Raw genomic sequence first — 24,714 nt, forward strand, 5'->3', positions numbered from 1 at the left:
GGGATTGCCCCTGCGCGTCCACCTTTCCGTCGCTTTTCCTGGCGAGAGTTCTCGTCCGTCGCAGACCTCGATGGTGGGGATATGTCGGATCTCGAGACTGATCGCCGGATGGCGGAAGTGGAGCGGCTGCTGAACGATCCGGAGGTGCGCCTCGATCCCCATCGGGTCTGGGCGCTGCTCGCGGAAATCAGGCTGCGCGCAACGGCCCCGCGCGGTCTTCAGCCGGCGTAGGCGGACGCGACCTCCGGCGGGAAGCCGGTCAGCGTCCGCGGCCGCCGCGGCCGGGGGCTGCGCGGAACCAGGCCGGCCATCGCCTCGGCCAACCGCACCGCCGCCTGGGTGCCGTCGACCAGCGGCACCGCCACGCGGGGCTGCAGCAACGGCGCGATGCCAGCGAGCGGCCCGCCGGCGAGGATGACCGCCTCGGCCCCGTCCTGCTCCACGCTCTCGGCGCAGAGGCCGGCGAGGAGCTCGAGGCGCTCCTCCGCCACCTTGCCCGGATCGCCCGCGAAGGCCGGGCCCATGCGGAAACCGGTGCAGCGCGCCGTCAGGCCGTGATGCGCGAGGCATTCCTCGAACATCGGGCGCAGCGCGGCGGTGAAGGAGACGACGCCGAAACGCCGCCCGAGCATCGCGGCGGCATGAAACGCGGCCTCGCTGATGCCGAGCACGGGCACTTCGATCAGTTCCTTCGCCGCGTCGAGTCCCGGATCCCCGAAGCAGGCGATCACCGCCGCATCATAGGTGCCGCACCGGGCCTGGAGCGCCGCGAGCGTCGCCGGTCCTGCGACGAGCCAATCCGCGCGCGTGACGATCAGCGGCAGGCCGAAGGGCGCGGTCACCGCCTCGATATCCGTGCCGGGACTCGCCACCGCCCGCGCGGCGGCGCCGATGCGGTCGGTGACCGAAGGCGTGATGTTGGAGTTCACGACGAGGATCTTCATTCCGCCACTGTGCCCCATGTTGCACCGCACACCAACTGGGTTGACCTGACATGTCCATGCATTGTCAGATTGCGATGTCCAGTTCGGGGCAACGTCCAGGAAAACGGCGCCGATCAACGGCGACAGGCCCGCTCAGCCGCAAGGCGAGCGGGCCTTTCATTGAGGGGTCAGGAAACTGCATCAGCGTGTTGCCACGCTGCGCCCCCGGCGCCGTCATCGCCCCGGCCTCACAGCACCGGAGTCGCATCGATGAAGCCAGCCGCCCTCGTCACCGGCGCGCGGCGCGGGATCGGCCGCGCCACCTGCGTCGCCCTCGCGGAGAAGGGCTTCGACATCGTCGGCGCCGACATCGTCGAGGAAGGCGTGCCCGAGACACGCGCGGCGGTCGAAGCTGCGGGCGGCCGTTTCGTCTTCGTGCCGGCCGACGTGTCGGACGTCGCGGCGCATGGCGCGCTGATCGACGCGGCCTGGGCGGCCTTCGGCGGGCTCGAATGCCTGGCCAACATCGCCGGCGTGCAGGTCGCCAAGCGCCAGGACATGCTGGAGACGACGCCGGACTCCTGGGACCGGCTGCTCGACGTCAACACGCGCGGCACCTTCTTCCTCAGCCAGGGCGTGGCGAAGCGCATGATCGCCGACGGTGCGCCGAAGCGCGGGCACCGGTCGATGTGCTACGTGTCCTCGGTGAACAGCGTCATGGCCTCGGTGAACCGGGCCGAGTATTGCGTGTCCAAGGCCGGCGTGACGATGGTCGCGAAGCTGTTCGCGCTGCGCCTCGCGGACCATGGCATCAACACCTACGACATCCAGCCCGGCGTCATCCGCACCGACATGACGCGGGGCGTGTGGGACAGCTACGGCGCGCTGCTCGAAGGCGGCCTCGCGCCGATCCGCCGATGGGGGGAGGCCGAGGATATCGGCCGCGCCATCGCGACGCTGGCCGCCGGCGCCATGCCGTATTCCACTGGCCATTCCTTCCCCATCGACGGCGGCATGCTCATGCCGCGCTTCTGAGCGCGGCGCGACGGAGCGCGATCAGGTACAGCTCGGCGAAAGCCGCCACCGCGACCGCCTGGACCGCGAGGAAGGCGATCCCCAAGCCGTTCGGCGCCACCCAGCCGAGCAGCGGCAGGGCCGCGCATTCCGCTGCCCAGGCCAGGTTGCCCGCGACGAGCAGCCAGAGCATCGGCCGCGGCAGCGCCGCCCGCGCGCCGAGCCAGGCGAGCAGCCCGCCATAGGCGAGCAGGAACAGCCCGGCGCCGAGCAGCAGCGGCGCCGGCAGCCCGGTCAGGGCCGCGACCGGCCGGGGCAGGCCGGCCATCAGCAAGCCGCAGGCGCCGCTCACCGCCGCGTCGAGCCGCAGCGCCAGCCGCAGGAAGGGGGTCATCGGAACCGTCGTCATCGCGTGTCTCCTCGTCGCCGCGGGATCGCGGCCGAGGGAGGGATCGCCGATGGCGGGGCGCGAAGCGATTACCTCGCAGGTCATCGCCGCGCCGCACCGCGCGGGTAGGATCGGCGCCATGACGGATTTCGGACCCCTGCTGAAGGAATGGCGCCAGCGTCGGCGTATCAGCCAATTGGACCTGGCCCTCGAGGCCGAGGTCTCGCAGCGCCATCTCTCCTTCGTGGAGTCCGGCCGTTCGCGGCCGAGCCGGGAGATGGTGCTGCGGCTGGCCGAACGGCTCGCCGTGCCGCTGCGCGTGCGCAACGCGCTGCTGGTCGCCGCCGGCCATGCGCCGGAATTCGGCGAGCGCGGGCTCGAGGATCCGGCCCTCGCGCCGGCGATGGAGGCGGTGCGCCTGGTCCTCCACGGGCATGCGCCCTGGCCGGCGCTGGCGGTGGACCGTCACTGGAACCTGGTGGCGGCGAATGCGACGGCGGGGCGGCTGATGGCGGGCGTCGCGCCGGCGCTGGTCGCGCCGCCGGTGAACGTGCTGCGCCTCAGCCTGCATCCCGACGGGCTGGCGTCGCGCATCGCCAACCTGCGCGCCTGGAAGACGCATGTGCTGGACCGGCTGCGGCGGGATGCGGAGGCCTCGGGTGATGCGGGGCTGGAAGCGCTGATCGCCGAGATCGCCCGCTATCCCGCCGGGACCGACGCCCCACCGGGGCGGGAGGATCGCGCCCGGGCGCTGATCGCCACCCCGCTGCGCCTGCGCGTGCCGGGTGGCGAGCTCTCCCTGATCAGCACCACGACCGTCTTCGGCACGGCGACCGAGGTCATGCTGGCCGAACTGACCCTGGAGACCTTTTTCCCGGCGGATGGGGAGAGTGCCGCGATGCTGCGGGCCATGGTGGCGGATTGATCAGTCGCGCCCGTCATCGGGGATGTTCAGCGTCGTGCCGCAGGCCTTGCAGTGCACCGCGTCGGCGTCGTGGCGCTGCAGCCCGCAGGTCGGGCACGGGAAGCGCACCCGTGCCGGACGGAACAGCGCCTGCGCGAGGCGCAGGAACAGCGTCACGCCGGCAATCATGATGACGACCGAGAGGAGCCGCCCGCCTGTACCGGCCAGCGTGATGTCGCCGAAGCCGGTCGTCGTCAGCGCGGTGACGGTGAAGTAGAGCGCATCGGCGTAGTTCGCGATGTGCGCGTTGCCGTCGTGCTGCGTCTCATAGACCACGGCCGTCATGACGAAGATGAAGACGCAGAGATGCGTCGCGGCCAGCACCGCCTCCTCGTTGCGGCGGAACATGGGGAAGTCCTGCCGCAGCATGCCGAGCATGCGGTAGGAGTGCAGCAGCCGCAGCGTCCGCATGATCCGCAGGAAGCCGAAGCCCTCGCCCGCGAGCGGGGCGAGGAAGGAGGCGATGGCGAGCAGGTCGGCCGCCGTCGCGATGGTGAAGGCCTCCCGCAGGGGCCGCCGGCTGCCGTAGAGCCGCGCGACGAACTCGGCCGCGAGGACGATCCCGATCAGCACGTCCACGACGCCGATCCAGGTCGCACGATCGATGAAGGAGGTGCTGACCACGAACAGCATGGTCGAGAGATCGAAGACGAGGACGGCGTAGCGGAAGCGGCGGCAATCCGTCGTCGTGCCGTAGTAGAGGTAGTGCAGCCGCCCTCGGAGGCGGGAGGGCGTCTGCGACATTCAGTCCTTCATCCCCGAAAGCTCGGCGACAAGTGCGCCGAGGCTGGCGCAATCATCCCCGCCGCGGCCGGAGTTCACCACCGCTTCCATCATCTGCGCGGCCAGCGCCGTGGAGGGGGCGAAGACCCCGTTGTCCCGCACCGCGCCGAGCGCGAGGCGGATGTCCTTGCGCATGAGCTCGGCCCGGAAGCCCGGCTTGAAGTTGCGGTCGAGCATGCGCTTCGCGTGGTTCTCCAGCACGAAGGAGCGTGCCGAGCCGCCGAGTAGCGCCTGGCGCATCAGCATCGGATCCAGGCCTGCCTTGCGGCCCATGGTCAGTGCTTCGGCCACCGCCTGCATCGCCGCGACGATCATCAGCTGGTTGGCCGATTTGCAGATCTGGCCCGACCCGGCAGGGCCGAGCAGCGTGATGGTCTTGCCCACCGCGTCGAACACCGCCCGCGCTGCCGAGAAACCGGCATCCGCGCCGCCCACCATGCAGGTCAGCGTGCCGTCGATCGCCCCCTGGGGCCCGCCCGAGACCGGGCTGTCGAGCAGGGTGATGCCGCGTTCGGCCATGCGCTTCGCGAATTCCGCGGACGCCGCGGCGGCGATGGTCGAGAAGTCGATCACGACGGTGCCGGGCGCGGCGCCGTGAATCACGCCTTCCTCGCCGAACAGCACGGCTTCCACGTCCGGCGTATCGGGCACGCAGAGGCAGACGCAGCCCGCGCCGTCCGCCGCATCCTGGGCGGTCGGCGCCCATTCGGCCCCGGCGGCGATCATGGCTTCGGCCTTGGACCGGCTGCGTGAGCTGACGGTAAGGTCGAAGCCCGACTTCATGATGTTGGCCGCCATGGCAGCGCCCATGACGCCCATGCCGATGAAGGCGACGCGGGCCGGCGGCAGGATCGGGGTCATCTCGGTTCAGCCTCGGTCTGGAGTGCGAAAGGGCCGTGGGGACCTGGCCGGCGGCGGCGCGCGATCATCTCGTTTCATCCCCGGGCGGTTGGCGGACAGAGTGCCCGAGGGGCGCGCAAAGGCAAAGGCGAGCGCACGCAGGCGTGAGGAAACCATGGGCGGCCCTGGCCGTTGTGCGCCTGACGGGACGCCGGCGCTCTGCGCGGTCCCGGGCACCTCTGAAGGAGCTTCCTATGCGTCACCCTCGTATTGCCGCCATCGGCGCTCTGCTCGGCCTCGCCGTCGCCGTTCCCGCGATCGCGCAGACCCAGCAGCAGCAGCCGCAGCCGCAGCAGACCGGGCATGTGCGCGTCGGCACGCTGCGGTGCGACGTGGCGCCGGGGAACAGCTTCGTCTTCGGTTCGACACGCGAGGTGACCTGCGTCTACACGCCGACGCGCGGCCCGGCGGAGCGGTACACGGGCGAGATCAAGCGCTACGGCGTCGATGTCGGCTACACCAGTTCGGCGGTCATGCTCTGGGGCGTGCTGGCCTCGACGGGCGACGTGGGCCGCGGCGCGCTGGCCGGCGGCTATGCGGGTGTCTCCGCGGGGGCCACCGCGGGCGTCGGCGCCGGCGCCAACCTGCTGGTCGGGGGCAGCAATCGCGGCGTGTCGCTGCAGCCGCTCAGCGTCGAGGGCAATACCGGCCTGAACATCGCGCTCGGCGTGGCGGAACTGACGCTCACCGCGGCGCGGTAAACGCGTGGAGGGGCCTTCGGGCCCCTCCATGCGACGACTTTGCGTGAGCCCGGCACCGGCCCGCACCCCCACCCGGCCACCCACGTCAGTATCCTGGAATGGGTGGCCGGGTGGGGGTGCGGGCCGGTGCCGGGCCTAGGAATGCGCCGCGAGGCGCATTCCGGAACCCGCACTCAGCGCGTCGGCGTCGGCGGGTTGGTCGCGTAGTCGTAGAAGCCCTTGCCCGACTTGCGGCCGAGCCAGCCGGCCTCGACATACTTCGCGAGCAGCGGGGAGGGGCGGTACTTCGGATCGCCCAGCCCCTCGTGCAGCACCTTCATCACCGACAGCAGCGTGTCGAGGCCGACGAAGTCGGCGAGCTGCAGCGGCCCCATCGGATGATTGGCGCCGAGCTTCATGCCCTCGTCGATCGCGGTGACGTCGCCCACGCCTTCCATCAGGGCCTGGATCGCCTCGTTCAGCATGGGGCAGAGCACGCGGTTCACCACGAAGCCGGGCCAGTCCCCGGCGGCGACCGGCGTCTTGCCGAGCTTGCGCGCCAGCGCCTCGACCGCCGCGGCGGTCGCGTCGTCGGTGGCCAGCCCGCGGATGATCTCCACCAGTTGCATCATCGGCACGGGGTTGAAGAAATGCATGCCGATGAAGCGCGCGGGCCGGTCTGTCGCGGCGGCGAGGCGCGTGATCGGGATGGAGGAGGTGTTCGACGCCAGGATGGCGTCCGCCTTCAACTTCGGCAGAAGACCCGCGTAGATCTTCTTCTTCAGCTCCTCGTTCTCGGTCGCGGCCTCGATGACGATGTCGCAGTCGCCGAAGGCGTCGTTCGTCGTCGTGGTGGTGATGCGGGCGAGCGCAGCGGCCTTGTCCTCGGCCGTGATGATCGCCTTCTTCACCTGGCGGTCCATGTTGCCGGACATGGTGGCCATCGCCTTGTCGAGGGCGGCCTGCTGCACATCCATCAGCACGACCGGCAGCCCAGCCAGCGCCGAGACATGGGCGATGCCGTTGCCCATCAGGCCGGCACCGATGACACCAACCTTCGCGATTTCAGCCATCTCAGGCCTCCTGATCAGGGTACGAAAAAGAAAACGGGGGGAAGCGAACTTCCCCCCGTGCCCCCCAACCTTCTTTGTGTTTCCGCAAACAAGGCCGCGGGGGCGCGTTCACGTCACTTGGACAGCTCGGCCTCGAGCTCCGGGACCGCCTTGAACAGGTCCGCCACCAGGCCGTAGTCGGCGACCTGGAAGATCGGCGCCTCCTCGTCCTTGTTGATGGCGACGATGACCTTGCTGTCCTTCATGCCGGCCAGATGCTGGATCGCGCCCGAGATGCCGACCGCGATGTAGAGGTCCGGCGCCACGATCTTGCCGGTCTGGCCGACCTGCATGTCGTTCGGCGCATAGCCTGCATCGACGGCGGCGCGGGATGCACCCACCGCGGCGCCGAGCTTGTCGGCGACCGCCTCGAGGATCTTGAAGTTCTCCGAATTGGCCATCGCGCGGCCGCCCGAGATGACGATGCGCGCGGCGGTCAGTTCCGGGCGCTCCGACTTCACGATCTCGGCGCCGAGGAAGGAGGACAGACCCGGATCGGCCGCGGCCGGGGCAGCCTCGACCGCGGCGGACCCGCCATCGGCCGGGACCGGGTCGAAGGATGCGGCACGGACCGTGATGACCTTCTTCGCATCCGACGACTTCACCGTCGCCATCGCGTTGCCCGCATAGATCGGGCGGACGAAGGTGTCGGCATCCACCACGCCGGCGATGTCCGACAGGATCTGCACGTCGAGCAGCGCTGCGACGCGCGGCATCACGTTCTTGCCCGCGGCCGAGGCCGGGGCGAGCAGGTGCGAATATCCCGGCGCGAGCGCGACCAGCAGCGCGGCGAGCGGTTCGGCCAGCACGGGGCCGTCGCCGCCGGTCAGGACCTTCGTCACACCCGGCAGCTTCGCCGCGGCGGCCGCACCGGCCGCGGCGCCGGGGCCGGCGACGAGCACATGCACCTCCCCGAGCTTGGACGCCGCGGCGACCGTGCTGCGCGTGGGCTGGGTGACGGCGCCGTCCTTGTGGTCGGCGAGAACGAGGACGGCCATGATCAGATCACCTTCGCTTCGGTGCGCAGCTTCTCGACCAGCTCCTGCACGGAACCGACCTTCTTGCCGGCCTGGCGCTTCGCCGGTTCCTCGACCTTGAGCACGGTCAGGCGGGGCGTGACGTCGACGCCGAGGTCGCCCGGCTTCACCGTCTCGATCGGCTTCTTGCGCGCCTTCATGATGTTGGGCAGCGAGGCGTAGCGCGGCTCGTTCAGGCGCAGGTCGGTCGTCACGATCGCCGGCAGCTTGAGCGAGACGGTCTCGAGGCCGCCATCGACCTCGCGCGTCACCTTCAGGTTGTCGCCGTCCTTCTCGACCTTCGAGGCGAAGGTGCCCTGGCCCCAGCCGAGAAGTGCCGCCAGCATCTGGCCGGTGGCGTTCATGTCGTCGTCGATCGCCTGCTTGCCGAGGATGACCAGCGCCGGGCCTTCCTTGTCGACGATCGCCTTGAGGATCTTCGCGACCGCCAGCGGCTCGAGCGTGCCGTCGTGCTCGACCAGGATGCCGCGGTCGGCACCCATGGCGAGCGCGGTGCGGATCTGCTCCTGCGCCGCGGAGGGGCCGGCGGAGATGGCGACGATCTCGGTCGCCACGCCCTTTTCCTTGAGGCGCACCGCTTCCTCGACCGCGATCTCGTCGAAGGGGTTCATGGACATCTTGACGTTGGCCGTCTCGACGCCCGTGCCGTCCGCCTTCACGCGGACCTTGACGTTGTAGTCGACCACCCGCTTGACGGGGACGAGGACCTTCATGGCGTTACCGTGTGCCTTCCGGATGGGGCGCACGGCCCGGCCGCGCGCAGGGGGCGGAAAATACGGGGGTGACTTAAGCGGGGCAAGTTGCCCCTATCGTTTCATCACCAGCAGCAGGATGGCGAAGAGGACCAGCGTCAGGGCCTGCAGGCCGATCCGCCATCGCATCAGTTTGTTCGACCGTTCCCCACCGGCCTTGGAGCCGGACATGCCGAGCACGCCCGACAACAGCACGCCGAGGGTGGCGAGCATGGACAGGGCGACGAGGATCGTCAGGAACGTGACCATGGCGTTCACCTAGCGCGGTTTCAGGCCCTGGCAACAGCCCCCGTGCCGCGGACCAGCGATGCGCCGAGCAGGGCGGTGACCACGCAGAAGCCGAAGCCCAGCGCATAGCCGCCGGACGCCTGGACCATCAGCGTGAAGAGCGGCGGGCCCACCAGCATGCAGGCCCCGAAGACGAAACCCGCCGCCGCCGTGGTCGCGCCGACCTTGCCGGGTTCGGCGAGGCGCGCGGTCTCGGCCAGGAACACCCCGTTCCAGCCGATCGCCGTCGCGCCCATGCCCATCCCGGCCAGGGTCAGGATGAAGCCCGGCCAGCCGGGGCCGGAAAGCAGCAGCGCGAGGCCCGAGGCGGCCGCCGCGATCCCGAGCCCGCGCAGCACCGGCGCCGCCCCCACCCGGTCGGCGACCAGCCCCCAGGCGACGCGCCCCACGACGCCGGCGGCCTGGGCGAGCGCCAGGCGGAAGCCGGCCTCGGTCAGCGGGACGCCCAATGCTTCGACCTGGAAGACCACGAAAAAGGAGGAAAAGCAGAACTGGGAGATGCCGTAGAGCGCCGACATGACCGTCATCCGGCGCAGGATCGGCGCGGTGCGGAGCGTCGCGAGGCTGCCCAGCGCCGCCCCCCAGGCCGCGCGCAGGTTGCCGATCGCGGCCGACCGGTTCCGCTCCGCATCGAGCGGCCCGCGCAACGGTTGCAGCAGCAGCGCCATGGCCGCCAGCAGCGCGGCGACCGCCAGGATCCCAGCCCGCCAGCCGAAGGCGATGGCGATGACCGGCGTGATAGCCGCGATCAGCATCGACCCCGCCGGCACCCCGCATTGCTTGAGGCTGAAGATCAGCGCCCGCCGGTTGGGCGGCGCCTTCTGGGCCAGCAGGTGGCTGCCCGCCGGGGTGACCGGCCCGTGCCCGATGCCGCACGCCAGCGCCGAGACCGCGAGTGCTGCCGGATGGGCCAGCACCGTCAGGGCGATCGACGCGGCGCAGATCGCAAGCCCCCCCTGGAGGACCCTTATCCCGCCGTAGCGGTGGATGAAGGCCCCGGCCAGGGGCCCCGAGATCAGGGCACCACCATAGACCAGGGCGGTATGGACCCCGGCCAGTGCCGCAGGAATGCCAGCTTCGGCCGCTATCGCGGGCGCGAGGACCGGAACGGCGATGAAGACGCCCATGCCGGCGAGATGCGTGCCCAGCAGGGCGACCATCACGGTCCAGACGGAAGGAGAATGACTCATGCTGCGGTGCAATGCTGGACCCGGCACGGCTGATCGGCAACCGGGCTATCCCGGCTTGACCCGACACGGCCGGATGGGGTCCCTGCCGGCATGACCCGTTTCAACCGGCTCCTTCTCGCGATCCTGTGTGTGCTGGTGGTCGTCTCGGCGGTGCGCCTGGCCGCCCAGACCGTGCCGGTGGAAGCCCCGGAGCCGGAGCCCGCGGAAACCACCGCCCCGGTCCCGGTCGCCCCGACGCCGGCGCCGGCGGCACGACCGGCCCCGCCGCCGGCGGCCGAACTGCGCCGCGCGCCGCCCCGCCAGGCACAGCCGCAGCCGCAGTCGCACACGCCCGTGCCGGCCGCCGCGCAGGCACCCGCGCCGGTCCCTGCCGCCCCTGCCGCCCCTGCCGCCGCGGCGGCCGTCCCGTCCAGCGAGGCCGAACGCCTGGTGCGGCTGCTGCAGGACGATGCCCGTCGGGCGGAACTGATCCGCAATCTGCAGGCCCTGACCGCCGCCTCCGGAGGCGCGGCCGCCGGCACCGCCGCGGCCACGCCGGCCCCGGCCCCGGCCACGGCCGCCACGCCGCCGCCCGCCGAACCCGCGAACGGCGCCCAGGTCGTGGCGCCGGAGATCCTCGCGCCGAACACCCTGGGCGCGCAGTTGCTGCAGGGCGCTCAGCAGCGGCTCTCGGCGATGACCGACCAGGTCGTCCTGGCGGCGCAGGCCATCGCGGATTTGCCGTCGCTCCTGGCCTGGGCGTCCTCCATGGCGCGGGATCCGGTGACGCAGTTCCGCGTCATCGACGCGTCCTGGAAGCTCTTCCTCGTTCTCGGGCTTGGCCTTTTCGCCGAATGGGCCACGGCACGGCTGCTGACGCGGGCGCGCGACCGGCTGGATTCCCGGGCGCCGGCCGAAGGGGAGGCGTATTCCTGGCTGCGCAAGGTGCCGCTGGTGGTCGCCCGGCTGGGGCTCGACCTGGTGCCGATCGGCGCCTTCGCCATCGTCTCCTACGGCCTCATCGGCGCGGTGCAGCCATTGCCGACGACCGAGCTCGTGATGCTCACGGTCAACAACGCCTACATGGCGTCGCGTGCCGTGATGGTCACCTCGCGGATGCTGCTGTCGCCCGCCTCGCCGATGCTGCGGCTGCTGCCGGTGGCCGACGAGACGGCCGCCTACATCACCGTCTGGCTGCGGCGGATCACCTTCGTCCTGGTCGTCGGCTACGCGACCGCCGAAGCCGGGCTGCAGTTCGGCCTCCCCTGGACGGCCTATGATTCGATCCTGCGGGTCTGCCTGCTTCTGGTGACGCTGTTCCTCATCATCGTCATCCTGCAGAACCGCACCGCGGTATCCGATGTCCTCCGCGCGCCGGAGACGCCCGAAGGGGCGCATGTCGAATCGGCGCGTCGCTTCCTCCGCGCCGCGCGGGACCGCGCTGCCGAGGTCTGGCATATCCTCGCGATCGCCTGGCTGATCGCCGCCTGGGGCGTCTGGGCCCTGGAGGTCCAGGGCGGCTTCTGGCGGCTGGCGCGCGTCTCCCTGGTGACGCTCGCCGTGCTGATCGTGGCGCGGCTGGTCGATGTCGGCATGCGGCGGGCGCTGGCGCGCGCCTTCCGCATCACGCCGGACCTGGCACGCCGCTATCCGGGCCTGGAGGCGCGGGCGAACCGCTATCTGCCGATCCTCAAGGGCACGCTCTCCTTCCTGCTCGGCGGCCTCACCTTCCTGTTCCTCCTCGAGGCCTGGGGCCTCGATGCCTTCGCCTGGTTCGGGGTGGGCAAGCTCGGCAACCGGCTGGTCGGGTCTCTGGCCTCCATCGGCTTCACGCTCATGATCGCGCTGGCGGCCTGGGAAGCGGCCAACGCCGCCATCCAGCGGCACCTCGAGAAACTGTCGCGCGACGCCAAGGCGGCGCGCAGCGCCCGCGTGCGCACGCTGCTGCCCATGCTGCGCACGGCGCTGATGATCACCATCGTCGTCATCTCGGGCTTCATCGTGCTGACCGAGATCGGCGTGAACGTCGCCCCCCTGATCGCCGGTGCCGGCGTCGTCGGTATCGCCATCGGCTTCGGGTCCCAGACGCTGGTGCGGGACATCATCACCGGCATTTTCCTGCTGTTCGAGGATGCGCTGGCGGTGGGCGACGTGGTGCAGGTCGGCGGCCTGTCGGGCGTGGTCGAGCAATTGTCGATCCGTTCGATCAAGCTGCGCGCGCAGGACGGCAGCCTGCACATCATCCCCTTCAGCGCCGTCACCACCGTGACCAACATGACGCGCGACTTCGCCTTCGCCGTCCTCGACGTCTCGGTCGCCTACGGGGAGGACACCGACCGCGTCGCGGAGGTGCTGCAGGGCATCGCCACCGAGATGCGCGAGGACGTGAAGTGGCGCCCCGCCATCCGCGACGACCTCGACATCCTGGGCGTCGAGCGCCTGGCCGATTCGGGCGTCATCATGCGGGTGCGGCTCAAGACCGAGCCCTCCCAGCGCTGGTCGGTGGCGCGCGAGATGAACCGCCGCATCAAGAAGCGCTTCGACGAGCTCGGGATCGAGATCCCCTATCCGCACCAGAAGCTGGTGCTGGAACGGACCGAGGCCCGGCATCCGGTGGAATCGGGCCCCGCCGCCGCAACGGCCGAGGCGTGATGGCCGCACCGCGCATAGCCCTCGGCGCCTTCATGCTCGAGAGCAACGGCCACGCCCCGCCCGCGACCCGGGCGGAGTTCGAGGCAGGCTGCTGGCTGGAAGGCGCGGCGCTGGCCGCCGATCTCGCGCGCCCCGCGCCACGTGCGCCCACGCCGCTGACCGGCTTCATCCGCGCCATGGATGCCGGGCGGGACTGGACGCCGGTTCCCCTGCTGGCGGCCGCCGCCGGGGCCTCCGGGCCGGTGGAGCAGGACGTCTTCGACGACCTCCTGCTGCGGTTCGAAGGCGCGTTGCGCGCGTCGCTGCCGGTCGATGGCGTCTTCCTCGCCCTGCATGGCGCGGCGACGGCGACGGTGGAGGTCGACCCCGACGGCGTGCTGCTGGCGCGCGTCCGGGCGATCGTGGGCCCCGACGTGCCGATCATCGCGACGCTCGACCTGCACGCGAACGTCTCGCGGACCATGGTCGACCGGGCGGACCTGCTGGTCGCCTACCTCACCAACCCGCATGTCGACATGCTCGAACGCGGCGCCGAGGCCGCGGCGGCGATGCGCGCCATGCTCGGCGGCCTCAGGCCCCGCAAGGGCTTCCTGAAGCTGCCCATGATCCCGCCGGCGACCAGCCAGAACACGGATGGCGGCCCGTATGCCGACGCGATCGCCCATGGCCGCGGCTTCCTCGACCACGAGGTGATGAACGTCTCGATCTCCGCCGGCTTCTCGCTCGGGGATACGCCGAAGAACGGCCTGTCGGTGGTTGTGACGACGCGTACCGACGCGGCGCGCGCGCAAACCGTGGCGGAGGAGATCGCGCGCTTCATCTGGTCCTCCCGCGGGCGGTGGGTCGCGAATCTCCTGCCGCTCGAGGAAGCCACCCGGCGCGCGCGCGCGACCGGAGCCGACCCGCGCGCCGCGCCGCTGCTGTTCGCCGACGTCGCCGACAATCCCGGCGGCGGCGGCCGCGGCAACACCACCTGGATCCTCGAGGCCTTCCATGCCGCCGGGGTGCAGGGCGCCGTGCTCGGTGTCTTCAACGACCCGGAACTGGCGGCGGAGGCCCATCTCCTCGGCGCCGGCGCGGCCTTCCCGGCGCGCTTCAACCGCGCCGAGACGCATCCGCTCTCCCACGCCTTCGCTGCCCCCGCCGTGGTGGAGGCGCTGCATGACGGGCACATCACCGGACGCCGGGGGATCTATGCCGGCCGCGCGCTCGACCTCGGCCCGATGGCGCTGCTGCGCCTGGACGGATTGCGCGTCGCGGTCGCAACCAACCGGCGGCAGCTGTGCGAACCCGCGATGCTCGAGGCGCTGGGCGTCGACATCGCCCGCGTCCGCACCCTGGTCGTGAAGTCGCGCGGCCATTTCCGGGCGGGCTTCGACGAGGTCTTCACCGCCGACCGGATCCTCGAGGTCGACGTGCCGGGCCTGACCACGGTGATGCTGAATCGCGTGCCCTGGCGCCGCGCCCCGCGGCCGATCTGGCCGCTGGATCCCGCCATGGAATGGGCCCCCTGACGACGCACCCATCGCCTGGGCTTGGACAGGGGCGCCGCCGCGCGGAATACTGATCCGCTCGGAGGGACCGCGATGTCCTGGGCTGCCGCCATCTTCCTCGGCCTGCTGACCGGCGCCATGGCGGCGATCTACGCCGGCTTCGTCGCGGACCTTTCGGTCCCCTGGCTGCGCATCTCCACCTTCGAAGGCGGCGCGGGATACTTCGTGCTGGCGATGGGGCTGCTGGGCCTGGTCGGCGGCGCCCTCGCCGGCGTGGTCATCGGCCGGGTGCTCGGCGGGCCCGGCGGGGACGGGGCGCTGCGCGGCTTCGGCTACGCCGTGCTGATCGTCGGGGGGATCATCACCGCGGCGGGCGGATGGGCCTGGATGCAGCGGGACGTGGCGCCCGAGATCGCCGGCGGACCGATCGACCTGGCCCTGGAACTGCGGCTGCCGCGCGGCATGGAGCCCGGCGAGCATGCCTACGCCTATCTGCGATCCGGCCCGCGCGGCCGCTCCGGCGGCGGCAGCCTGGATCGTGGCGCCGCGCGCCGGGAGGACGGGCGCTGGATCCTCCCGGGCCGCGTGAGTGTCACGACCTCCGAGGGGGACCGGCGGATCGTCGCCGGCGAGGTCGGCGCGTCCGCCTGGAGTTTCCCGATCCCGCTGCCGGCGCGACCTGCGGCGTTGGAGGACGCCTTCGGCCCCTGGATCGCCGCCGCGGATGCGACGGGGTCGGACGGCCCGCCCGAGCTCCGCTATCGCGTCGTGCGCCGGCCGCCGCCCGCCCCGCCGCCGCCGCCCGAACCGAGCGAGGAAGCGCGCCGCCGCGCCGACTTCGCGGCTCTGCCCGCCGACGCCCCGACCGCCGCGCTGCTCGGCTTCGTGAACGCGATCTGGCAGGACGAGGTCGCGGCTGCCGCGTTGCGGGCGGCGCAGGCGCGGTCCGATTTCCTCGCGGCGCTTGCCGCCCGCGCCGCCTCGCCCGACCACGATGCGGCGCGCGACGCGTTGTACGTGATCGGCGCCATGCGCCCCGCGCCGGCGGAGCTCGCCGATGTCGTCCGCGCAGGTGCGGCGGAGGTCAGCCGCATCGCCGAGGCGATCGATCCGTCCGCGGCGGACAGCCGCGACCGGCTCTATGCCGAGGCGCATACCCTCTCGACCGGCGTGGTCGCCGCGGCCTTCGGCCTGCGCCGCGCCGGAATCGACATCTCGCCGGAGCTGCGCGCCATGGCGGCCGCCTGCCGTCCGCGCGAGAAGGCGCCACCCCACGCGATCGCGGACGCCGCCGAGCGCGTCGCGGCCTATGTCAGCCAGGCCGCGCCAGCCGGGCTGTAGACCGGACGATTCAGCTCGCGCCGATGCGGGTCCGGCTGAAGGGCAGGCTGCGGATGCGCTGGCCGGTCAGGGCGAAGACCGCATTGGCGACGGCGGGCGGCACGCCCGGCGTGCCCGGCTCCCCGATCCCGCCCATCTGCGCGCCGCTTTCGACGATGCGGACGTGGACCCGCGGCATGCGGTCGCGGCGCAGCACCGGGTAGGTGTCGAAGTTGCGCGTCGCGACCTCGCCCCGCTCGAACTGCACCTCCTCCGCCAGGGCGGCCGAGAGGCCGATCGCGGCGGCGGATTCCACCTGTTCCGCAATGGTGCGCGGGTTGACGATGCTGCCCGGGTCGATCGCGATCCAGAGGTCGTGGACCACCACCTCGCCGTCGCGGGCGGAGACCTCGGCGATGGTCGCGACCTCGGACCCGAAGGGCGAGGCGAGGGCAATGCCGCGCGCGCGCCGCGAACCGTCCGGCGCGTCGTAGGGCCCGCGCCGCCAGCCGCCGGACATCCCCGCGACCGCATCGAGCAGCGCGCGATGTCGCCCCGGATCGGGCAGCAGCGCCGCGCGCAGGGCGAAGGGGTCCTTGCCGGCGGCTTCGGCGACCTCGTCGAGGAAGCATTCGAGGAAGAAGTCGTTCATCGAATGCCCGACCGAGCGCCAGAAGCCGAGGTTGATGCCGGGGGGATGCGGCACCGGCACGTACTCGACCCGCTTCGCGGGGAAGCGGTACGGCTTGCCGATCAGGCCTTCCATGATCGAGCGGTCGACCGGGGGCGTGCCGAGCGCGGCGGCGCCGAAATGGCGCGTCATCGGCCCTTCGCCATAGCCGGCGGCCTGGAAGGCCACGACCTCGCCCCGTGCGTCGAGGCCGGCGCGGAAGGTCGCGAAGGCCAAGGGGCGATAGGCGTCGCGGGCGAATTCCTCTTCCCGGCTCCAGATCACCTTGACCGGCTTGCCGGTCGCCTTGGCGAGCTGGATCGCCTGCAGATGCGCATTGGCCGACCCATAGGCGAAATGCCGGCCGAAGAAGCCGCCGAGCGGCGGGGAGTTCAGCCGCACCTGGGCGGGATCGAGCTGCGCTGCGCGGGCGGCCGTTGCCAGGAACTGGTCCGGCGCCTGGTTCGGCACCCACAGATCGAGCGTTCCGTCCGCGTTGAAGCGTGCCGTGGCCGAGGTGGGCTCGAGCTGGGCATGCGCCAGGTAGGGGGCGTCGTACTCGGCCTCGACGATCCGCGCGGCGCCCGTGAGGGCGGTGGCGGCGTCGCCCGCTTCCTCGGCCGTATTGCCTGGCGTACCGGCCGCTGCCTTGAGCCGTCCCAGCATGGCGGCCGCCGTGAAGTCGCCGTCCATGATCGGGCCCTGCAGCGCAGCCCAGGCCACCTGCGCCTGGTCGATGGCGCGCTTCGCCCGCCACCAGGTATCCGCGACGACCGCGACCGCGCCGGCGAGGCGGTGGACCGAGTTCACGCCCGGCAGCGCGCGGAGCGCGGCTTCGTTGGTCACCGCGGCGGGCTGCGCACCGGCCCGCGGGGCGTGCAGCACGGCGGCGAGCAGCATCCCCTCGACCTTCACGTCGATGGCATAGGTGACCCGGCCCGTCGCGCGGGCCCGCACGCCGAGCCGTGGCAGCGGCTGGCCGATGGTCCGGAACGCGGCCCGTTCGCGCAGCGCGACCTCGGCGGGCGGCGTGAGCGCCGCGGCCGCGGCGGCGAGTTCGCCGTAGGGGAGGGCGCGGCCGGACTCGGCATGGACCACGCGCCCGGGCTCGGTCGCAAGCGATGCCGCCGGGACGCCGAGCCGCGTGGCCGCGGCTTCGAGCAGCATCGCCCGCGCCGTCGCCCCCAGCGTGCGGAAATGCTGAAAGGACGACCGCACCGAGGATGAGCCGCCGGTGTAGCGCGCATGCCCCCCGGCCTGGAGGCGGAAATCCTCCCCGGGCGGAGCGCAGGTGACGGTGAAGCGGGCGGGGTCCGCGTCGAGTTCCTCCGCGACGATCTGGGCGACGGCCGAATCGATGCCCTGGCCGCCCTCGATGAAGGGATTCTGCAGGTGGATCCCGCCGTCGGGGGCGATGCGCAGATAGGCGCCGACGCGGGTCGCCCGGCGCTGCGTCGTGCCGGCGCCCTGCGCCCGCGGTGCCGGGCTCGGCATCGCCAGGCCCAGCACGAGCCCCGCGCCGAACAGGCGGCGGCGCGACAGGTTGATCGGGCCCGACCGCATCGCCGCGGCGCTCATGCGGCCCCGGCCGCCGCGGCGATGGCGCGGGCGATGGCGTTGTAGGTGCCGCAGCGGCAGATGTTCGTCATCGCGACCGCAACCTGCTCGGGCGTCGGCTGCGGCGTGGCCGCGAGCAGGGCTGTCGCGGCCATGACCTGGCCCGACTGGCAGTAGCCGCATTGCGGCGCCTGTTCCGCGACCCACGCCGCGACGACGCGGCGGCCCACGGGGTGGTCCTCGATCGCCTCGATGGTCGTCACGCGGCGGCCGGCGGCGGCCTCGAGCGTGATGGAGCAGGACCGCACGGCCTCGCCGTCCAGCAGGACGGTGCAGGCGCCGCACTGGGCGACGCCGCAGCCGTACTTCGTGCCGGTCAGGCCGAGATGATCGCGCAGCACCCACAGAAGGGGCGTGTCCGCCTCCGCCTCGACGCGCTGAACCGTTCCGTTGACGTTGAATTCGACCATCGTTTCGTCAGGGATCCCCATCCTCGCCGCAAGATGGTGCGGCGAGGACGGCCGGGGAAGCCCGGCGACGCATCACGGCCAGGCGACGGCCGGCGGCAGGGACATCAGGATCGCCTCGACATTGCCGCCCGTGCGGAGGCCGAACAGCGTGCCGCGGTCGTGCAGCAGGTTGAACTCGACGTAGCGGCCGCGGCGGACCAGCTGTTGCTGGCGCTCCTCCCCGGTCCAGGGCTCGTGCATGCGGCGGCGGACGATCGCCGGATAGGCCTCGAGGAAGGCGCGCCCGACATCCTGGGTGAAGGCGAAGTCCGCCTCGATGCCCTTGCCCGGCGTCCGATCCCCCAGCCAGTCGTAGAAGATGCCGCCGAGGCCCCGGGGCTCCTGGCGGTGGGGCAGGTAGAAATACTCGTCGCACCACTGCTTGAAGCGCGGGTACCAGTCCGGGTCGACCTTGTCGCAGGCCGCCTTGTAGGCGGCGTGGAAGCCGCGGGCGTCCTCCTGCGACTCGGGGCTCGCCGGGAACATCGGCGTCAGGTCCCCGCCGCCGCCGAACCAGGCGCGCGTCGTCACGATGAAGCGGGTGTTCATGTGCGCCGCCGGCACGCGGGGGCTGCGCATGTGGGACACCAGGGAGATGCCGGTCGCGAGGAAGCGCGGATCCTTGTCGGCGCCCGGGATCTGGGCGCGGAACTCGGGGGAGAATTCCCCGAAGACGGTCGAGACGTTGACCCCGACCTTCTCGAACACCCGGCCATGCATCACGGACATCACGCCCCCGCCGCCGCCGTCGCGGTCCCAGGCGGTGCGCTGGAAGCGTCCGGGCGGGAGGTCCCGGTGCGGGCCGCTGGCGAGTTCGTCCTCGATCCGCTCGAACTCGGCGCAGATGAGGTCGCGGAGATGCTGGAACCAGGTGCGGGCCGGTGCGGCCAGCGGATGGTCCACCGGGGCCGTGCCGGCGGTCGCTTCGATCATGTAACGCTCCCTAGCATGCGTCCGGGTGGCATGGACACCCTGCGTAACGCACCCTTATAAGGTCCGCCGCCCAGGGAATGCTGCGCGTGCGTGATGTCGCGCGCCTTTTCACGGGCGACCGGGGGGTCCGGCGGGGCCTCACGGAACTTGAGATTCGGCCGGTGTCCCCGTCATCCCTGGGGCGCCCCGGCAAGAGGGGTGGTGAGGTATGGCGGCAAGTGGTGGCGCCACCGCGTCCGAAGGGACGCCGCGGCGGGACTTCCTGAACCTGGTGACGGCGTCCTTCGCCGCCGTGGGCGTGGGCGCTGTCGCCTGGCCCTTCATCGCTTCGATGCAACCGGCGCGCGACGTGCTCGCGCTCGCCAGCACCGATGTCGACCTGGCGCCGATCGCGGCCGGTCAGGCGATCACCGTGATGTGGCGCGGCAAGCCGATCTTCGTGCGCAGCCGTACCCCGCAGGAGATCGAGGCGGCGCGCGCCGCGCCCCTGTCGGAACTGAAGGACCCCGCCACCGACCAGTCCCGCATCCAGCGCGACCCCTGGCTGATCGTGATCGGGATCTGCACGCATCTCGGCTGCGTGCCGCTCGGCCAGAAGCCGACCGACCCGCGCGGCGACTACGGCGGATGGTTCTGCCCCTGCCATGGCAGCCACTACGACACGTCCGGCCGCATCCGTAAGGGGCCGGCGCCGCTGAACCTGGCGGTCCCGCCCTACGCATTCACCTCCGACACCAAGATCCGGATCGGCTGAGGAACGCGACCATGTCCATCGGCCTGCACAACAGCGACATCCCGAACCCCGTCCTGCGCTGGATCGACCAGCGCATGCCGGTCTTCACCATGATGCAGAAGGAGTACGGCTCCTTCCCGACGCCGCGGAATTTCAACTACTTCTGGAATTTCGGCGCGCTCGCCATGGTCAACCTGGTGATCATGATCGCGACGGGCGTGTTCCTCGCGATGCACTACACGCCGCACACCTCGATGGCCTTCGACAGCGTCGAGCGCATCATGCGCGACGTGAACTACGGCTGGCTGCTGCGCTACGTCCACGCCAACGGCGCGTCGATGTTCTTCATCGTCGTCTACGTCCACATCTGGCGCGGCATGTACTACGGCTCCTACAAGGCGCCGCGCGAACTGCTCTGGATGCTCGGCGTCGTCATCTTCCTGCTGATGATGGCAACGGCCTTCATGGGCTACGTGCTGCCGTGGGGCCAGATGTCCTTCTGGGGCGCGACGGTCATCACCAACCTCTTCTCGGCCTTCCCGGTGGTGGGCGAGTGGATCGTCCAGCTGCTCTGGGGCGGCTTCTCCGTCGACAACCCGACGCTGAACCGCTTCTTCGCCCTGCACTACCTGCTGCCCTTCGTGATCGTCGGCGTCGTGTTCCTGCACGTGGTGGCGCTGCACATCACCGGCTCGAACAACCCGCTCGGCATCGAGCCGAAGGGCCCGCAGGACACCCTGCCGTTCCACCCGTACTACACGGCGAAGGACAGCTTCGGCCTGGTGATCTACTTCATCGTCTTCGCCGTGCTGGTGTTCTTCGCGCCGAACTACCTCGGCCACCCGGACAACTACATCCCGGCGAACCCGCTGGTGACGCCCGCGCACATCGTGCCGGAATGGTACTTCCTGCCGTTCTACGCGATCCTGCGCGCGGTGCCGGACAAGCTCGGCGGCGTGCTCCTGATGTTCGGCTCGATCGCGGTGCTGTTCGTGCTGCCCTGGCTCGACGGCAGCCCGGTCCGCTCGATGCGGTTCCGCCCGATCGCGCGCATCGCCTTCCTGCTCTGGACGGTGGCGTTCTTCGTGCTCCTCTACTGCGGCGGCAAGCCGGCCGAGGAGCCCTACGTGACCATCAGCCGGATCGCGGCCGCGTACTACTTCGCGTACTTCCTGGTGATCCTGCCGCTGCTCGCGCGGCTGGAGAAGCCGCTGCCGCTGCCCGAGAGCATCGCCCGTGCCGTGCTCGGCGGTGGCCCGCTGCCCGGCGGCGCCGCGGCCAAGCCGATGGAGAAGGCCTGACCATGTTCCGCACCACGCTCAAGGCCCTGGCCGTCCTCGGCAGCCTCGTTGCCTTCGCGCCGGCCCCCGCCTCCGCGGCGGGGGAGACGATCCACATCCCCGACACCCGCTTTTCCTTCGACGGGATCTTCGGGACCTATGACCGCGCGAGCGCGCAGCGTGGCTTCCAGATCTACAAGGAAGTCTGCGCCAACTGCCACGCGATGCACCTGCTGTCCTACCGCAACCTCCGCGCCCTCGGCCTGACCGAGGCGCAGGTCGCGGCGATCGCGGCGACGGTCCAGATCCAGGACGGCCCGAACGACGAAGGCCAGATGTTCGAGCGGCCCGGCCGTCCGTCCGACCGCTTCCGCAGCCCCTTCCCGAACCCGCAGGCGGCGCGCGCGGCGAACAACGGTGCCCTGCCGCCGGACCTGTCGGTCATCGCCAAGGCGCGCGAAGGCGGCGCCGACTACCTCTACGCGCTGCTGACCGGCTACGGCGACCCGCCCGCCGGCGTCACGGTGATGGAGGGGATGAACTACAACCGCTACTTCCCCGGCCACCAGATCGCGATGGCGCCGCCGCTGAGCGCGGGTCAGGTCGAGTTCGCCGACGGGACGCAGTCCACGCTCGAGAACATGTCCCGCGACGTCGCCACCTTCCTGCAGTGGGCGGCCGAGCCCGAGCTCGAGGAACGCCGCGCCATGGGCATCAAGATCATCCTGTTCCTCACGGTGCTGGCGGGGCTCGCCTATGCCGTGAAGCGGAAGATCTGGGCCAACGCGCACTGACGGCGGGGTGCATCGCCATGCCGTGAAGGGCCGCCCTCGGGCGGCCCTTTTCGTTTGCGGCGACGCTGGCTCGCGACTGCGATTCCTGCGATTTTGTCCCCCAAGGCATCCCGGCGGATCGAAGGACCGGGAGACCGTCAGGGAGTAGCGACATGAAGGTCAATCCGGGCGGGAAGACCCCCCGACACATCTCGGCCGCCGAGGCCGCGGCCCTCGTGAAGTCCGGCGACTGGCTCGACTACGGCGTCATCACCGGCCAGCCCGACGTGTTCGATGCGGCGCTCGCCGCCCGCAGGGACGAACTCGAAGGCGTGAAGATCCGGAACTGCCTGTCGCTGCGCCCCCGCGCGGTGCTCGAGGCCGACCCGGAGGGCAAGCACTTCCTGTGGTTCTCCTGGCACTTCTCCGGCTACGACCGGAAGAAGCACGACGCCGGCATCAGCCACTACATCCCGGTCAACCTCGGCGAGATCCCGGACTACTACCGCCGCTTCAACCCGCCCGTGGACGTCGCGATCATCAAGGCGCGGCCGATGGACGAGAATGGCTGGTTCAACTTCGGCGGCGCCAACCTGTGGCACCGCGCCGTCATCGAATGCGCCCGCACCGTCATCATCGAGACCAACCCCGCCATCCCGCACTGCGAGGGCGAGATGAACGGCGTCCATGCCAGCGAGGTCGATTTCATCGTCGAAGGCGACGGCCAGCCGCCGACCGAACTGCCCAACAGCCCGATCGGCGACGTCGACCGCGCCGTGGGGCGCCGCATCGCCAACGAGATCGAGGACGGCGCCTGCCTGCAGATCGGGATCGGCGGCATGCCGAACGCGGTCTGCGCGTTGCTGCTCGACAGCAGCGTGAAGGATCTCGGCATCCATACCGAGATGCTGACCGACGGCATCGGGGAGCTCTATCGCGCCGGGCGCATCACGGGCGTGGCGAAGCGGCTGCAGCCGGGCAAGATCGTCTATTCCTTCGCGCTCGGCACCAAGGAGCTCTATCGCACGATCGACCGCAACCCGGACTTCCAGTGCCTGCCGGTCGAGAACACGAACATGCCGCATGTCATCATGCAGAACGACAAGGTGGTGGCGATCAACAACACCACCCAGATCGATCTGCAGGGTCAGGCGGCATCGGAATCGGACGGCCACCGGCACATCAGCGGCACCGGGGGGCAGTTGCAGTTCGTCCGTGGGGCCTATGCCTCGAAGGGAGGCAAATCCTTCGTCTGCCTGGCGTCCACCTATGAGCGGAAGGGCCAGCGCCGCAGCCGCATCGTGCTGAACCTGACGCCGGGCAACGTCGTGACCACGCCGCGGTCGGACATGATGTACGTCGTGACCGAGTACGGCATCGCGAACCTCAAGGGGAAGTCCGTGGCCGACCGCGCGAAGGCGCTGATCGGGCTCGCGCATCCGGATTTCCGGGAGGACCTCGAACGGCAGGCCCGCGAGCACGGCCTGCTGCCGCGCCACTACTACTAGGGCCGGCGGGCGACGGCCTCGATCTCGATCAGCGCGCCGCGCACCAGCGCGGTGACGCCGACGCAGGTCCGCACGGGGCGCCCGCCAGGTGGCAGCGCCGCCGCATAGGCGAGGTTCATCGCCGCGTAGTCGCGCTCGAAGCCCGAGAGGTAGACGCGCACCGAGACCAGGTGCTCAAGCCCCATCCCGAGCGCCCGCAGCGCGCGGGCGAGGTTCGCCATGGTGCGCGTGGTCTGCGCCGTGATGCCCTCGGGCAGCGGCGCCCTCGGGTCGTCGAGGTCGCGCGGGAACTGGCCGGTCAGGAAGACGAAGCCATCCGTCTCGACCGCATGCGAGGACGGCGAGACCGAGGGCGGGAAGCCCGGCAGGATGTGGTGCTGCACGCCCTCAATCCTCCCGCTTCGCGCCGTCGAGCAGCGCCTGGCGCCGCTCCTCGGTCCGGCGGTCGTTGTCCTTCTCCGCCTTGGTCCGGCCGTGCTTGGTGCGGTTGGCGGCGGCCTGGGCCGCTTCCTCCTGCTTCGCCCGCGCCTTGCGCGCCCGGTTCAGGTTGACGATCTCGGCCATGCGGGGAGGATACGCGCGCCAACCGCCCGAGGGAAACGTCCATGCCCACCATCTCGCTGACCGCCGCCGACGGCCACCGTCTCACCGCCTATCGCGCCGGGCCGCAGAACGCCGGCCGCGCCCTGGTCGTGGTGCAGGAGATCTTCGGCGTGAACCGGCACATCCGGAACGTGTGCGAGCGCTTCGCCGCCGAGGGCTACGCCGTCATCGCGCCCGCGCTGTTCGACCGCGTCGGCCCGGGCATCGAGCTCGGCTACGAGGCCGCCGACGTCGCCCAGGGGCGCGAATTGCGGGGCAAGATCCCGGACGGGCTGACGCTGCTCGACGTGCTCGCGGCGGCGGCGGCGCTGCCGCGCGGGGCGAAGCGCGGCATCGTCGGCTATTGCTGGGGCGGCACCGTCACCTGGCATGGGGCGACGCGCACCAGCGCCTTTGCGGCGGCCTCTGGCTGGTATGGCGGCGGTATCGCCGCGGCGAAGGACGAGACGCCGCGCTGCCCGGTGCAACTGCATTTCGGGGAGCAGGACGCCTCCATCCCGATGACGGATGTCGCTGCGATCCGCGCGGCGCAGCCCGGCGTGGACCTGCACGTCTATGGCGGCGGGCACGGCTTTGGCTGCGACGAGCGCGGGTCCTATGTCGAGGCGGACTACGCGCTGGCGCAGAAGCGCACGCTGGAGTTCTTCGCGAAGCATCTCTGACGACAGGCGGG

The 24,714-nt window shown here is 71.2% G+C and carries 26 protein-coding genes; 12 read left to right on the forward strand and 14 right to left on the reverse strand.

Going from position 1 to position 24,714, the window contains the following annotated elements; translation table 11 throughout:
* The first annotated feature begins 81 nt into the window (after positions 1-81).
* Positions 82-231 carry a peptide chain release factor 1 gene (locus tag GWK16_RS17630; protein WP_170055296.1) on the forward strand — a complete coding sequence of 50 codons (150 nt, stop codon included), beginning with the start codon at positions 82-84 and terminating at the stop codon, positions 229-231.
* On the opposite strand, the gene GWK16_RS17635 is transcribed toward GWK16_RS17630, so the two are convergent.
* On the reverse strand, positions 219-944 hold the full coding sequence (locus GWK16_RS17635; RefSeq protein ID WP_170055297.1) for an aspartate/glutamate racemase family protein: 726 nt from the start codon (positions 942-944) through the stop codon (positions 219-221). The two genes, GWK16_RS17630 and GWK16_RS17635, sit on opposite strands and share 13 nt — an antisense overlap.
* A gap of 249 nt (positions 945-1,193) precedes the next feature.
* Between GWK16_RS17635 and GWK16_RS17640 the strand changes: the two genes are divergently transcribed.
* The gene (locus GWK16_RS17640; RefSeq protein WP_168043267.1) at positions 1,194-1,958 is read left to right on the forward strand and encodes a 3-ketoacyl-ACP reductase; all 765 of its coding nucleotides are present in this window, start codon (positions 1,194-1,196) and stop codon (positions 1,956-1,958) included.
* Here GWK16_RS17640 and GWK16_RS17645 read toward each other — a convergent pair.
* Positions 1,942-2,346: a hypothetical protein gene (locus tag GWK16_RS17645; protein ID WP_211187506.1), complete on the reverse strand. Its 405-nt coding sequence runs from the start codon at positions 2,344-2,346 to the stop codon at positions 1,942-1,944. The two genes, GWK16_RS17640 and GWK16_RS17645, sit on opposite strands and share 17 nt — an antisense overlap.
* A 118-nt stretch (positions 2,347-2,464) precedes the next feature.
* Between GWK16_RS17645 and GWK16_RS17650 the strand changes: the two genes are divergently transcribed.
* The gene (locus tag GWK16_RS17650) at positions 2,465-3,250 is read left to right on the forward strand and encodes a helix-turn-helix domain-containing protein (RefSeq protein ID WP_170055363.1); all 786 of its coding nucleotides are present in this window, start codon (positions 2,465-2,467) and stop codon (positions 3,248-3,250) included.
* On the opposite strand, the gene GWK16_RS17655 is transcribed toward GWK16_RS17650, so the two are convergent.
* Positions 3,251-4,033 (reverse strand): potassium channel family protein, encoded by a 783-nt coding sequence (locus GWK16_RS17655; RefSeq protein ID WP_170055298.1) that lies wholly within the window; start codon positions 4,031-4,033, stop codon positions 3,251-3,253.
* Positions 4,034-4,933, reverse strand: coding sequence for an NAD(P)-dependent oxidoreductase (locus tag GWK16_RS17660; protein ID WP_170055299.1), 900 nt, complete (start codon positions 4,931-4,933; stop codon positions 4,034-4,036).
* A gap of 233 nt (positions 4,934-5,166) precedes the next feature.
* Between GWK16_RS17660 and GWK16_RS17665 the strand changes: the two genes are divergently transcribed.
* Positions 5,167-5,673, forward strand: coding sequence for a DUF992 domain-containing protein (locus GWK16_RS17665; protein WP_170055300.1), 507 nt, complete (start codon positions 5,167-5,169; stop codon positions 5,671-5,673).
* A gap of 173 nt (positions 5,674-5,846) precedes the next feature.
* Here GWK16_RS17665 and GWK16_RS17670 read toward each other — a convergent pair whose 3' ends face one another.
* The 5 genes from GWK16_RS17670 to GWK16_RS17690 all read right to left on the reverse strand — a co-directional run bounded on the left by GWK16_RS17670 (position 5,847) and on the right by GWK16_RS17690 (position 10,031).
* The gene (locus GWK16_RS17670; protein WP_170055301.1) at positions 5,847-6,725 is read right to left on the reverse strand and encodes a 3-hydroxybutyryl-CoA dehydrogenase; all 879 of its coding nucleotides are present in this window, start codon (positions 6,723-6,725) and stop codon (positions 5,847-5,849) included.
* 113 nt (positions 6,726-6,838) lie between these two features.
* Positions 6,839-7,762 (reverse strand): electron transfer flavoprotein subunit alpha/FixB family protein, encoded by a 924-nt coding sequence (locus GWK16_RS17675; protein WP_211187507.1) that lies wholly within the window; start codon positions 7,760-7,762, stop codon positions 6,839-6,841.
* 2 nt (positions 7,763-7,764) lie between these two features.
* Positions 7,765-8,514, reverse strand: coding sequence for an electron transfer flavoprotein subunit beta/FixA family protein (locus GWK16_RS17680; RefSeq protein WP_168043273.1), 750 nt, complete (start codon positions 8,512-8,514; stop codon positions 7,765-7,767).
* Between the two features lie 93 nt (positions 8,515-8,607).
* A complete protein-coding gene (locus GWK16_RS17685) occupies positions 8,608-8,802 on the reverse strand; it encodes a twin transmembrane helix small protein (RefSeq protein WP_168043274.1) in 195 nt (64 codons plus the stop codon).
* Between the two features lie 20 nt (positions 8,803-8,822).
* Positions 8,823-10,031 (reverse strand): MFS transporter, encoded by a 1,209-nt coding sequence (locus tag GWK16_RS17690; protein WP_170055302.1) that lies wholly within the window; start codon positions 10,029-10,031, stop codon positions 8,823-8,825.
* Between the two features lie 90 nt (positions 10,032-10,121).
* On the opposite strand from GWK16_RS17690, the gene GWK16_RS17695 reads away from it, so the two are divergent.
* The 3 genes from GWK16_RS17695 (at position 10,122) to GWK16_RS17705 (ending at position 15,496) form a co-directional block, all read left to right on the forward strand.
* Positions 10,122-12,662: a mechanosensitive ion channel domain-containing protein gene (locus GWK16_RS17695; protein WP_170055303.1), complete on the forward strand. Its 2,541-nt coding sequence runs from the start codon at positions 10,122-10,124 to the stop codon at positions 12,660-12,662.
* The gene (locus GWK16_RS17700) at positions 12,662-14,176 is read left to right on the forward strand and encodes a M81 family metallopeptidase (protein ID WP_170055304.1); all 1,515 of its coding nucleotides are present in this window, start codon (positions 12,662-12,664) and stop codon (positions 14,174-14,176) included. Before GWK16_RS17695 ends, GWK16_RS17700 begins: the two co-directional genes overlap by 1 nt.
* Before the next feature lie 72 nt (positions 14,177-14,248).
* Entirely contained in the window at positions 14,249-15,496 is a 1,248-nt protein-coding gene (locus GWK16_RS17705) for a hypothetical protein (RefSeq protein ID WP_170055305.1), read from the forward strand.
* Positions 15,497-15,506: 10 nt separating this feature from the next.
* On the opposite strand, the gene GWK16_RS17710 is transcribed toward GWK16_RS17705, so the two are convergent.
* The 3 genes from GWK16_RS17710 to hemF all read right to left on the reverse strand — a co-directional run bounded on the left by GWK16_RS17710 (position 15,507) and on the right by hemF (position 19,144).
* Entirely contained in the window at positions 15,507-17,723 is a 2,217-nt protein-coding gene (locus GWK16_RS17710) for a xanthine dehydrogenase family protein molybdopterin-binding subunit (protein WP_170055306.1), read from the reverse strand.
* On the reverse strand, positions 17,720-18,172 hold the full coding sequence (locus tag GWK16_RS17715; RefSeq protein WP_170055307.1) for a (2Fe-2S)-binding protein: 453 nt from the start codon (positions 18,170-18,172) through the stop codon (positions 17,720-17,722). Before GWK16_RS17715 ends, GWK16_RS17710 begins: the two co-directional genes overlap by 4 nt.
* A 72-nt stretch (positions 18,173-18,244) precedes the next feature.
* The gene (gene hemF, locus GWK16_RS17720) at positions 18,245-19,144 is read right to left on the reverse strand and encodes an oxygen-dependent coproporphyrinogen oxidase (RefSeq protein ID WP_170055308.1); all 900 of its coding nucleotides are present in this window, start codon (positions 19,142-19,144) and stop codon (positions 18,245-18,247) included.
* Between the two features lie 208 nt (positions 19,145-19,352).
* On the opposite strand from hemF, the gene petA reads away from it, so the two are divergent.
* The 4 genes from petA to GWK16_RS17740 all read left to right on the forward strand — a co-directional run bounded on the left by petA (position 19,353) and on the right by GWK16_RS17740 (position 23,438).
* Positions 19,353-19,898, forward strand: a complete 546-nt coding sequence (petA, locus tag GWK16_RS17725) for a ubiquinol-cytochrome c reductase iron-sulfur subunit (protein ID WP_170055309.1) — start codon at positions 19,353-19,355, stop codon at positions 19,896-19,898.
* Between the two features lie 11 nt (positions 19,899-19,909).
* Positions 19,910-21,178 (forward strand): cytochrome b, encoded by a 1,269-nt coding sequence (locus GWK16_RS17730; protein WP_170055310.1) that lies wholly within the window; start codon positions 19,910-19,912, stop codon positions 21,176-21,178.
* Between the two features lie 2 nt (positions 21,179-21,180).
* The gene (locus GWK16_RS17735) at positions 21,181-21,951 is read left to right on the forward strand and encodes a cytochrome c1 (RefSeq protein WP_170055311.1); all 771 of its coding nucleotides are present in this window, start codon (positions 21,181-21,183) and stop codon (positions 21,949-21,951) included.
* A 152-nt stretch (positions 21,952-22,103) separates the two neighbouring features.
* The gene (locus GWK16_RS17740) at positions 22,104-23,438 is read left to right on the forward strand and encodes an acetyl-CoA hydrolase/transferase family protein (RefSeq protein WP_170055312.1); all 1,335 of its coding nucleotides are present in this window, start codon (positions 22,104-22,106) and stop codon (positions 23,436-23,438) included.
* On the opposite strand, the gene GWK16_RS17745 is transcribed toward GWK16_RS17740, so the two are convergent.
* Complete coding sequence (locus GWK16_RS17745) at positions 23,435-23,821, reverse strand: RidA family protein (RefSeq protein ID WP_211187508.1); 387 nt, start codon at positions 23,819-23,821, stop codon at positions 23,435-23,437. The two genes, GWK16_RS17740 and GWK16_RS17745, sit on opposite strands and share 4 nt — an antisense overlap.
* Positions 23,822-23,825: 4 nt before the next feature.
* Positions 23,826-24,002, reverse strand: coding sequence for a DUF4169 family protein (locus tag GWK16_RS17750; protein WP_170055313.1), 177 nt, complete (start codon positions 24,000-24,002; stop codon positions 23,826-23,828).
* A 41-nt stretch (positions 24,003-24,043) separates the two neighbouring features.
* On the opposite strand from GWK16_RS17750, the gene GWK16_RS17755 reads away from it, so the two are divergent.
* Positions 24,044-24,703 carry a dienelactone hydrolase family protein gene (locus tag GWK16_RS17755; protein ID WP_170055314.1) on the forward strand — a complete coding sequence of 220 codons (660 nt, stop codon included), beginning with the start codon at positions 24,044-24,046 and terminating at the stop codon, positions 24,701-24,703.
* Positions 24,704-24,714: the final 11 nt, after the last annotated feature.

Origin of the sequence: Neoroseomonas marina, from assembly GCF_012927745.1 — a bacterium.
In the GTDB taxonomy this organism is placed as follows: Bacteria; Pseudomonadota; Alphaproteobacteria; order Acetobacterales; family Acetobacteraceae; genus Neoroseomonas; species Neoroseomonas marina.

Coding starts and splice junctions, on each gene's coding strand:
- GWK16_RS17670 (WP_170055301.1), bottom strand. CDS start 6,725: ATGGCTGAAATCGCGAAGGTTGGTGTCATCGGTGCCGGCCTGATGGGC.
- GWK16_RS17740 (WP_170055312.1), top strand. CDS start 22,104: ATGAAGGTCAATCCGGGCGGGAAGACCCCCCGACACATCTCGGCCGCC.
- GWK16_RS17690 (WP_170055302.1), bottom strand. CDS start 10,031: ATGAGTCATTCTCCTTCCGTCTGGACCGTGATGGTCGCCCTGCTGGGC.
- GWK16_RS17640 (WP_168043267.1), top strand. CDS start 1,194: ATGAAGCCAGCCGCCCTCGTCACCGGCGCGCGGCGCGGGATCGGCCGC.
- GWK16_RS17705 (WP_170055305.1), top strand. CDS start 14,249: ATGTCCTGGGCTGCCGCCATCTTCCTCGGCCTGCTGACCGGCGCCATG.
- GWK16_RS17715 (WP_170055307.1), bottom strand. CDS start 18,172: ATGGTCGAATTCAACGTCAACGGAACGGTTCAGCGCGTCGAGGCGGAG.
- GWK16_RS17710 (WP_170055306.1), bottom strand. CDS start 17,723: ATGAGCGCCGCGGCGATGCGGTCGGGCCCGATCAACCTGTCGCGCCGC.
- GWK16_RS17695 (WP_170055303.1), top strand. CDS start 10,122: ATGACCCGTTTCAACCGGCTCCTTCTCGCGATCCTGTGTGTGCTGGTG.
- GWK16_RS17645 (WP_211187506.1), bottom strand. CDS start 2,346: ATGACGACGGTTCCGATGACCCCCTTCCTGCGGCTGGCGCTGCGGCTC.
- GWK16_RS17735 (WP_170055311.1), top strand. CDS start 21,181: ATGTTCCGCACCACGCTCAAGGCCCTGGCCGTCCTCGGCAGCCTCGTT.
- GWK16_RS17665 (WP_170055300.1), top strand. CDS start 5,167: ATGCGTCACCCTCGTATTGCCGCCATCGGCGCTCTGCTCGGCCTCGCC.
- petA (WP_170055309.1), top strand. CDS start 19,353: ATGGCGGCAAGTGGTGGCGCCACCGCGTCCGAAGGGACGCCGCGGCGG.
- GWK16_RS17635 (WP_170055297.1), bottom strand. CDS start 944: ATGAAGATCCTCGTCGTGAACTCCAACATCACGCCTTCGGTCACCGAC.
- GWK16_RS17750 (WP_170055313.1), bottom strand. CDS start 24,002: ATGGCCGAGATCGTCAACCTGAACCGGGCGCGCAAGGCGCGGGCGAAG.
- GWK16_RS17700 (WP_170055304.1), top strand. CDS start 12,662: ATGGCCGCACCGCGCATAGCCCTCGGCGCCTTCATGCTCGAGAGCAAC.
- GWK16_RS17630 (WP_170055296.1), top strand. CDS start 82: ATGTCGGATCTCGAGACTGATCGCCGGATGGCGGAAGTGGAGCGGCTG.
- GWK16_RS17680 (WP_168043273.1), bottom strand. CDS start 8,514: ATGAAGGTCCTCGTCCCCGTCAAGCGGGTGGTCGACTACAACGTCAAG.
- GWK16_RS17660 (WP_170055299.1), bottom strand. CDS start 4,933: ATGACCCCGATCCTGCCGCCGGCCCGCGTCGCCTTCATCGGCATGGGC.
- GWK16_RS17655 (WP_170055298.1), bottom strand. CDS start 4,033: ATGTCGCAGACGCCCTCCCGCCTCCGAGGGCGGCTGCACTACCTCTAC.
- GWK16_RS17675 (WP_211187507.1), bottom strand. CDS start 7,762: ATGGCCGTCCTCGTTCTCGCCGACCACAAGGACGGCGCCGTCACCCAG.
- GWK16_RS17685 (WP_168043274.1), bottom strand. CDS start 8,802: ATGGTCACGTTCCTGACGATCCTCGTCGCCCTGTCCATGCTCGCCACC.
- hemF (WP_170055308.1), bottom strand. CDS start 19,144: ATGATCGAAGCGACCGCCGGCACGGCCCCGGTGGACCATCCGCTGGCC.
- GWK16_RS17650 (WP_170055363.1), top strand. CDS start 2,465: ATGACGGATTTCGGACCCCTGCTGAAGGAATGGCGCCAGCGTCGGCGT.
- GWK16_RS17730 (WP_170055310.1), top strand. CDS start 19,910: ATGTCCATCGGCCTGCACAACAGCGACATCCCGAACCCCGTCCTGCGC.
- GWK16_RS17755 (WP_170055314.1), top strand. CDS start 24,044: ATGCCCACCATCTCGCTGACCGCCGCCGACGGCCACCGTCTCACCGCC.